Source organism: Mycobacterium colombiense (assembly GCF_003284935.1).
Taxonomy (GTDB): domain Bacteria; phylum Actinomycetota; class Actinomycetes; order Mycobacteriales; family Mycobacteriaceae; genus Mycobacterium; species Mycobacterium arosiense_A.
Genome location: NZ_QMEV01000113.1, coordinates 1 through 8,137 on the forward strand (window position 1 = coordinate 1; position 8,137 = coordinate 8,137).

At 68.1% G+C, this 8,137-nt stretch carries 9 protein-coding genes; 4 read left to right on the forward strand and 5 right to left on the reverse strand.

Annotation, left to right across the window (positions count from 1 at the left end):
• The 5 genes from DQP57_RS25590 to DQP57_RS25610 all read right to left on the reverse strand — a co-directional run.
• Positions 1–942 (reverse strand): PPE family protein (locus DQP57_RS25590; RefSeq protein WP_133259313.1); only part of this gene is annotated, 942 nt, incomplete at its 3' end.
• Positions 943–1,151: 209 nt separating this feature from the next.
• Complete coding sequence (locus DQP57_RS25595) at positions 1,152–1,955, reverse strand: class I SAM-dependent methyltransferase (RefSeq protein ID WP_112635598.1); 804 nt, start codon at positions 1,953–1,955, stop codon at positions 1,152–1,154.
• On the reverse strand, positions 1,955–2,782 hold the full coding sequence (locus tag DQP57_RS25600; protein ID WP_112635600.1) for a methyltransferase domain-containing protein: 828 nt from the start codon (positions 2,780–2,782) through the stop codon (positions 1,955–1,957). The genes DQP57_RS25595 and DQP57_RS25600 overlap by 1 nt, the downstream gene beginning before the upstream one ends.
• Entirely contained in the window at positions 2,779–3,255 is a 477-nt protein-coding gene (locus DQP57_RS27705) for an SDR family oxidoreductase (protein WP_112635602.1), read from the reverse strand. The genes DQP57_RS25600 and DQP57_RS27705 overlap by 4 nt, the downstream gene beginning before the upstream one ends.
• Complete coding sequence (locus tag DQP57_RS25610; protein WP_112635604.1) at positions 3,252–4,781, reverse strand: MFS transporter; 1,530 nt, start codon at positions 4,779–4,781, stop codon at positions 3,252–3,254. Before DQP57_RS25610 ends, DQP57_RS27705 begins: the two co-directional genes overlap by 4 nt.
• A gap of 78 nt (positions 4,782–4,859) precedes the next feature.
• On the opposite strand from DQP57_RS25610, the gene DQP57_RS25615 reads away from it, so the two are divergent.
• The 4 genes from DQP57_RS25615 to DQP57_RS27365 all read left to right on the forward strand — a co-directional run.
• A complete protein-coding gene (locus DQP57_RS25615) occupies positions 4,860–5,501 on the forward strand; it encodes a winged helix-turn-helix transcriptional regulator (protein ID WP_112635606.1) in 642 nt (213 codons plus the stop codon).
• A gap of 78 nt (positions 5,502–5,579) precedes the next feature.
• Positions 5,580–7,148, forward strand: a complete 1,569-nt coding sequence (gene guaA, locus DQP57_RS25620) for a glutamine-hydrolyzing GMP synthase (RefSeq protein ID WP_430920213.1) — start codon at positions 5,580–5,582, stop codon at positions 7,146–7,148.
• 180 nt (positions 7,149–7,328) lie between these two features.
• Positions 7,329–8,009 (forward strand): hypothetical protein, encoded by a 681-nt coding sequence (locus tag DQP57_RS25625; RefSeq protein WP_112635610.1) that lies wholly within the window; start codon positions 7,329–7,331, stop codon positions 8,007–8,009.
• A gap of 5 nt (positions 8,010–8,014) precedes the next feature.
• The coding region (locus tag DQP57_RS27365; protein ID WP_240631890.1) for a hypothetical protein at positions 8,015–8,137 on the forward strand (123 nt) is incomplete at its 3' end.

Sequence of the window (8,137 nt, forward strand, 5' to 3'; positions counted from 1 at the left end):
GCTCAGCGCCCCGAAAGGCGCCACGGCGACGAGCATGGGCACCAACAGCAACTGGGGCTGGGCCGGGAGCCAACTGGCGAGCTGACCCAGGTGAGTGGGCCAGTCGAGCAGCACGAGGTCGGTGATGAACTCGAACGCCGCTGCCGGATTTTCCTGCAGTAGGGCCCCGAACTGTTGGAAATCCGAAAACAGTTCGAGGGCCCGGACCACCCACCAGAGCAGGTCTGCGGGATTGGTATAGGCCTCGTAGGGCAAGCCGTTGAGTGTCCCCTCGACCGGATGCCAATCGAGTCCGAAGAGGCGCAGGATCTGGGCGATGAACTGATTGAGCGGGCTGTCGAACCCGTGCTCATGGTCGTGGTGGTCGTCGTCTTCCTCGTGCTCGTGTTGCGCGGTGGCGTCGGATTTCAGGATCGGCGGCGCCGGGTCGGCGTGCGGTGTGCCCGCCACGGCCGCCCCGGAGACGGCCTGATAGGTGCCCATCGTGGCCGCGGCCTGGACCCACATCCGCGCATAGTCGGCCTCGTTGACCGCGATCGGAATGGTGTTGATGCCAAAGAAATTCGTCGCGACCAGGGCGCCGTGGACGACGTGGTTGGTGGCGAGCTCGGGCAGGGTCGGCATCGCCGCCAGCGCGGCGGTGTAGGCGGTGCCCACCGTTTCGTGCTGTGCGGCCGCCGCGGCGCTGCGCGCGCTGGCCTGCGTCAGCCACGCCAGGTACGGGGCGTGCGCGGTGACGTAGGATTCGGCGCTCCAGCCATGCCACGCCCCGGCCTGCGTCGAGGCCAGCAGCCCGCTGAGTTCTTCTGCCGCCGAGGCGTATTCGGCACCCATCGCGCTCCATGCCGCGGCCGCGGCGAACAGCGAGGCCGGGCCGGGACCGCTGCTCAGCAACGTCGAGTGCACCTCCGGCGGGGAAGCCATCCATATCGGCGAGGTCATCGTCGGACGCCTCCGATGCGGTCAACGATCAGCGGCCTGATCGCGGAGGGCAACGTCATCACGGCAACTCCTGGGCTGGGCGAGCTTTACAGAATCACCGAGTAGGTAAATGCAAATGAATATCGTTATCAATACGGGCGGGCGGATCTCATACCAAAGACATAAAGTGCCTCAGACGTGATCGCGCCCGAGGGCGCGTTGCGCGTCATTCACGCTTCCAATACGGCCTGGATGGCGCGGAGGCGCCCGTCGGCCAGGGCCTGTGTGAGGTTTTCGGCTTTGCGGGCGAAGTCGGTGACAAAGGCGTGCAGGCCCAGCGGGCCGGCGGGCTGGGCCAGAATCGCCCGCATGAGCTCGGCCGCCTGGTCGGTGAGGTCGCTCCACGCCACGACGGCGAAGCCGGCCGATTCGACGACGGCACGCAGCTCAGCGGGGGTGACCAGGTGGCTGCGTGCCGCGTGATCGGCCCACGGCAAGGGGTAGTCGAGTTCGCCGCGGTCTCCAATCGTGATGTCCCACAGGGCAAGTCGACCGCCTTTCTTCAGCACTCGTCGCGCCTCGGAGTACAGGCGCGCCTTATCGGCCACGTTCATCTGCACGTGCTGGCTGAAGACGACGTTGAAAGTCGCGTCGTCGAAGGGCAGCGCGGTGACGTCCGCTTGGCGAACCGATATCCGGTCCTCGAGCCCAACAAGCCCGTTGAGCCAGCGGTTCGTCTCGCAGTACTCGCCGGTGAGGTCCACGGCGGTCACCCGCGGGCCGTAGCGATCGGCGACGTAGCGGGCGGTGCCGCCGACACCGCTGCCGGCGTCTAGGACCTCGCTCTCACTCGTGATCCCCGCAAGGTCCGCCAGCTGGGCGGTCGCGATACGGCCCATGGTGTGGAAGTCCTCCAGCAGGGCCAGGTCGGCGGGGGTCAGGCGGTCGAGGTCCTTGCCGGCGGAGACGAGTGCCCGTTCGACGTTGTTGCGCGCCAGGCCCGTCGAGTACTGGGTTTGGATGGTGTCGTTCATTACTGCACCTGAGCCCACGCGGTAATGAGGGGAGGCATCGCGATGAGGGCGTCGGCCGCCCGTGCCTCTTCGCGGAATCGCGGCACGAACTCGTCGATGTCGGCGAGCTCGTCGATGGCGAAGCCCCCTTGTTCGGCGATAGGGGAGACCAGCCGCCACACTTCTGCGAGGTAGGCCAGGATGTCGGCGTCGGCGGCCGTGCCGACCGGCGTGCCGAGGGTCAATCGAGGCGCGCCCAGGCCGGCGTCGGCGAAGAGCGTGTGCAGCGTGGTGCCGAACCGCGGGCTGAGCCCCATGGCCTCGAAGGCGCGAACGATCCCACCCGTCACCCGATGGAACAGCGGCGTATCCGGCACGCCGTGCGCACCGGTGATGTCGTTCTCGGAGAACGCGATCACGCCACCGGGGCGCACGTAGGAACTGAGGCGCCGCAATGTCGCGGCGGGGTCCGGCAAATGCATCAGGATCAATCGGCCGATCACGGCATCCACCGGTTCATCCAGGACAATCGTGTCGACCGCGTTCAAGGTGAAACGCACTGTGGACAAGCCCTTTTCGTGGGCGCGGGCGCGGGCAAGCTCGACCATCGCGGGTGCGGCGTCGACGCCCAGAACCGTCCCCGTCGGACCGACCAGCCGCGCGGCGACAAACGACACATCGCCGGGCCCGGACCCGATATCGAGCACCCGCATGCCCGGCCGCAGCCCGGCGAGTCGCAGCGCGTTCTCCGTGTAGTGGTCGTACAGCCGTCCTTGCAGGAGGAGCCGCCGCACCTCTGCGTCGGCATGGCCCAAGACGTAGGTGCTGCCTTGTGGTGCGGTGCTCATCGCGTTCCCGTCCTTCCTCCGGCGGTGATCAGGGCGACGGAATTCCGCTGTGCAACGGCATGTTCGCTTCGCCATATCGGGGATTGGCCCGACAACCGGAGGTGTGCGGGCCGGGGATGTTGCTGGGTCCGATCGAACGTGTCCAGCCGATGCATCGGTGTCAGTGCGGTCAACATGAAGTTAGGCGACCTGACGCATGAAATTGACTGCGGTACGACGGGTTTCGGGACCGGTGACGTAGCGGCGCGCGATCGCCCGTCGTGACGGTCGACCCCGGCCATCGCACTCGTAACCTGTTGGATGTCAAACATATCGGCGATGACGACCTCGGCGCCCATCTCCCGCAAGCGCGCGCTGCGCGCATCGTCACGATGCACCATCGCCCTGGTGGTCACGCCGTGTTCGAGTAGCTGGGCGGCGACCGCGCCGCCGATCTTGCCGGTGGCGCCGGTGACCAATATTCGTCTACTCATTGGAGTGTCCTTTCCGGTAGAAGCGCCGGCTCCCTTGCTGGGAGAAGCCAGCCGACGACGATCGCCGCGCCGAGCGCGATGCCCGCGCACACCAGCGAGCTCACCCGCATCCCGTCCAGAAACGCGCGGTCAACGGCGGCGCGCACATGGTCGGCTTGCTGTGGGGGGAGACTCTGAATCACTGTGTGCGCCAGTGCCAACGAGTGGCGCATCGCGTCGGCGGGCAATCCCGTCAGTGCGGAAACCCCGAGGTGTCCCGAGTACACCGATGCGAAGATGCTGCCCGCGATGGCGACGCCGAGGGTACCGCCCAGTTCGCGTGTCGTGTCGTTGACGGCCGAACCCACGCCGGCCTTGTCGACCGGCAGCGATCCCATGATGGCCTCCGTAGCCGGCGAAAACGTCAGGCCGAGGCCGCCACCGAGCAACAGCATCTGCATGGCGATCTGGATGTACGGCGTGGCGGCGTCGGCGGTGGACGCCCAGGCCAGGCCGGCCGCGAATACGGCAAGACCGGCGGCGACGACGGCGGTGGTGCCGACGCGTTCGACCAGCCGGGGCCCCAGGATGCTGGCCAGCGCGATCGAGACGGCCACCGGTAACAGGCGCACGCCGGCCTGAAACGCGGTGTAGTCCTTGATGAATTGGAAGTACTGGGTGATGACGAAGATGAATCCGAACAGGGTGAGAAACCCTGCGGTCACCGCCAGGCTGCCGCCGGAGAATCGGGGGTTGAAAAACACCGTGACGTCCAGCATCGGATGGGTACTGCGCTGTTCCCAGCGCGCAAAGGTCGCTAGAAAGGTTGCGGCGAGGGCGAATCCGGCGACGGTCCGCCCGTCAGTCCACCCCCAGGTGGGCGCCTCGATGACTGTGTAGACCAGCATCGTGACTCCGGTCGCGGACAGGATGAGGCCGGGGACGTCAACGCGCGGCGCCGCGGGGTCACGCGAGGTGGGAACGAACAGCCTGGCGCCGACGATGGCCAAGGCCGCGATCGGAATGTTCACCATGAATATCGAGCCCCACCAGAAGTGTTCGAGCAACCATCCGCCGCTGATCGGCCCGACGGCGACTCCGACGCCGACCATCGCCGCCCATAGTCCGATCGCCTTGGCACGCGGTATCGGGTCGGTGAAGATGTTGGTGATCAGGCCCAGCGTGGTCGGGAAGATCACCGCCGCGCCCACACCCATGGCCGCGCGCGCCGCGATCAACGCGTCGGCCGAATTCATCTGTGCGGCAATCGCAGAAGTGATCGCGAACAGTGTGAGCCCGAAGTTGAGCCAGCCTCGCCTGCCGTAGCGGTCGGACAGGCTGCCCGCCGAGAGGAGCAGTCCGGACATCACGAGGGTGTAGGCATCGACGATCCATTGCAGTTGTGCGGTGTCCGCACCGAGTTCACGCGACAACGTGGGCAGCGCGACGTTGACGATGGTGGCGTCGACGCTGATGACGAAGACGCCAAGGCAGATGACGGAGAGCGCGGCAACGGGGTGATTGCGAAACGTCGGCTCAGTGCGCATGGACAAGACAGTAAATCCAATAGACAAACTAGTCAAGTAAGAGGTTGAAAAAATGTCTAACCCAGGTAGGGTGGCCTGGTGGCGTCGCGCAGGAACTACAACCAGAACTGCCCGATCGCGCGCGGCCTCGATGTGCTGGGCGAGCGGTGGACGCTGCTGATCCTGCGCGAACTCGTCGGCGGGGCCCGTCGCTACGGCGACCTGCGGGCCGAACTGCCCGGCATCGCGACCAATCTGCTTGCCGAGAGGCTCAAGGAGCTGCGGGAGGCCGGGCTCATCGAGCGGGCCGACCTGCCGGCCCCGATCGGCCGCACCGTCTACACGCTCAGCGACCTGGGTTGGCAGCGGGTGCTTCCCATCCTGCAGGGCCTCGCGTGGTTCGGCGTGGACCACCTGGACCCGATCGGCGATGGGCCGGTATCGCCGCTCAACGGTTTTCTGGCCGGGATACTGCTCGGCTTCAACTCCGGCGCCGCGAGGGACCTGGAGGCGACTTACCGCGTCGAGATCGACGGCCGCCGTTTCGAATTCGCCGTCACACAGGGCCGCCTGGGCGCGGCTCGTGGGGAGCCCGCGGTGACCTTCACGGCGGCCGCGGCGGATCTCGTCACCGCCCGGCTCGGGGCCGACGAAGCCAAGCGCAACGCCGCCCTGCGGCGAATCGAGTTCGACGGCGACGCCGCTGCCATCCGCGCACTGCGCACCGCGTTTGCGCTGTAGGCCTTGCGGGCGGAGACGACGCGGCCAGCCACTAGACTCTCGTGCGTGGCCGACCCCACTGAAAGCCCTGAACTCGAGATCTCCGAGGTGTCCGGAGCGCCGGCTCGACCGGTGCTGGTCGTGGACTTCGGCGCGCAGTACGCGCAGTTGATCGCCCGGCGCGTCCGCGAGGCGCGGGTGTTCTCCGAGGTCATCCCGCACACCGCCACGGTCGAGGACATCAAGGCCCGCGACCCGCTGGCGCTGGTGCTCTCGGGCGGCCCGGCCAGCGTCTATGCCGACGGCGCGCCCCAGCTCGACCCGGCGCTGTTCGATCTCGGGGTGCCGGTGTTCGGCATCTGTTATGGCTTTCAGGCGATGGCGCAGGCGCTGGGCGGGACAGTCGCCCACACCGGCACCAGCGAATACGGTCGCACCGAACTGAAAGTCCTTGGCGGCGAACTGCATTCGGGTCTACCGAGTGTGCAACCGGTGTGGATGAGCCACGGTGACGCGGTCACGGCCGCACCGGACGGGTTCGAGGTGGTGGCCAGCAGCTCCGGCGCTTCGGTGGCCGGCTTCGAAAACCGGGCCCGCCGCCTGGCCGGCGTGCAATACCACCCGGAAGTCATGCACAGCCCGCACGGGCAGCAGGTGCTCAGCCGATTCCTGCACGACTTCGCCGGTCTCGGCGCGGACTGGACGGCCGCCAACATCGCCGAGGTGCTGATCGAGCAGGTGCGCGCCCAGATCGGTGACGGCCGGGCGATCTGCGGTCTGTCGGGCGGGGTGGATTCCGCGGTGGCGGCCGCGCTGGTCCAGCGCGCCATCGGGGACCGGTTGACCTGTGTGTTCGTCGACCACGGCCTGCTGCGCGCCGGCGAGCGCGCGCAGGTCCAGCGCGACTTCGTCGCCGCCACCGGGGCCAACCTGGTCACCGTCGACGCGGCCGACACCTTCCTCTCCGCACTCGCGGGCGTGACCAATCCCGAAGGCAAGCGCAAGATCATCGGCCGCCAGTTCATCCGGGCCTTCGAGGGTGCGGTGCGGGATATCGTGGGGGACAACGATTCTGACGTGGAGTTCCTGGTGCAGGGCACGCTGTATCCGGACGTGGTGGAGTCCGGCGGCGGCAGCGGGACCGCGAACATCAAGAGCCACCACAACGTCGGCGGCCTGCCCGACGACCTGAAGTTCACGCTCGTCGAGCCGCTGCGGCTGCTGTTCAAGGACGAGGTGCGCGCGGTCGGCCGCGAGCTGGGACTGCCGGAGGAAATCGTTGCGCGCCAACCCTTTCCGGGTCCGGGCCTGGGGATCCGGATCGTCGGGGAGGTCACCGCTGCCCGGTTGGACACGCTGCGGCGTGCGGACTCGATCGCCCGCGAGGAACTCACCGCGGCCGGCCTGGACGCCCTGATCTGGCAGTGCCCGGTGGTGCTGCTGGGCGACGTCCGCTCGGTCGGGGTCCAGGGCGACGGTCGCACCTACGGGCACCCGATCGTGCTGCGCCCGGTGTCCAGCGAGGACGCCATGACCGCCGACTGGACCCGGGCGCCCTACGAGGTGCTGGAGCGTATCTCGACCCGGATCACCAACGAGGTGGCCGAGGTCAACCGCGTGGTGCTGGACATCACCAGCAAACCGCCCGGCACCATCGAATGGGAGTAGGCGGCCCGGCCTAGTCGCCCGCGAAAATGCGGCCACATGGCACCCATCAGCCACACCAGTACCGATCGCATAACGCTGCCCCTTGCGTCGCTTGACGGTTGTCGGAGGGGGGTGTTTACTTCGAAATGTATCGAACATACATTCGAACACACTTCCCCGAACGTGGTGTAGGAGGCTGTCATGACCGCGGCTTTTGCCTCCAGCCACCGCCAGGAAACCCGCGCTGAGCAGCTGGAATCGCTTCGCCGGCGGATGGCGAGCATCACCGGGAGGAAGGCCGGGCCCGCCGCCGCGCCCGCCGACGATCTGCTGCCGGACTCGGAGTCGCAGCTGGCCCTCCCGCCGTGGCTGGCCGACCTGCTGCCCGCGCCGGTGCCGCGGGGAACGGTCGCGGTGCTCTCGGGTGCCCGGTCGCTGTTGCTGAGCGTGGTGGCCGCCGTCACGGCGGCCGGTGGCAACGCCGCAATCGTGGGCCAGCCGGACATCGGGCTGCTGGCCGCCGCGGAGATGGGGGCGGATCTGAGCCGGCTCGCGGTGATACCGGATCCCGGCACCGATCCGGTGGAGGTGGCCGCGGTGCTCGTCGACGGCATGGACCTGGTGGTCCTGGGGCTGGGCGGGCGCCGGGTGCCGCCGACCCGGGCGCGGGCGGTGGTGGCCCGCGCCCGGAACAAGGGCTGCACCCTGTTGGTCACCGGCGGCGATTGGCAGGGGGCGCCGACGCGCCTTGCCGCCCGGGTCTGTGGGTACGAGATCACCGCCGAGGGCCGTCCTGGATTCGGCCGCATTGGCGGGGTGCGGCTGCAGGTCAGCGGGACGTGTGCGGGACGACGGGTGACGGCCCAGGCTCGAGCCGGGTAAAAACCGTGGTAAACCCTTCTGGTTCAAGGGTTTTGGCGATCTGGTGCATGGATTGGCCCGCGGTCGCGGCGGCGGCCGCCGCGGGTCTGTCCGCGACATCCCCGATCGCGGTCACGCTGGCCAACCGG

Excerpts from the sequence above, each read along its gene's own strand:
- DQP57_RS25595 (WP_112635598.1), bottom strand. The coding sequence starts at position 1,955 with ATGAACGACACCATCCAAACCCAGTACTCGACGGGCCTGGCGCGCAAC.
- DQP57_RS25600 (WP_112635600.1), bottom strand. The coding sequence starts at position 2,782 with ATGAGCACCGCACCACAAGGCAGCACCTACGTCTTGGGCCATGCCGAC.
- DQP57_RS27705 (WP_112635602.1), bottom strand. The coding sequence starts at position 3,255 with ATGAGTAGACGAATATTGGTCACCGGCGCCACCGGCAAGATCGGCGGC.
- DQP57_RS25610 (WP_112635604.1), bottom strand. The coding sequence starts at position 4,781 with ATGCGCACTGAGCCGACGTTTCGCAATCACCCCGTTGCCGCGCTCTCC.
- DQP57_RS25625 (WP_112635610.1), top strand. The coding sequence starts at position 7,329 with ATGACCGCGGCTTTTGCCTCCAGCCACCGCCAGGAAACCCGCGCTGAG.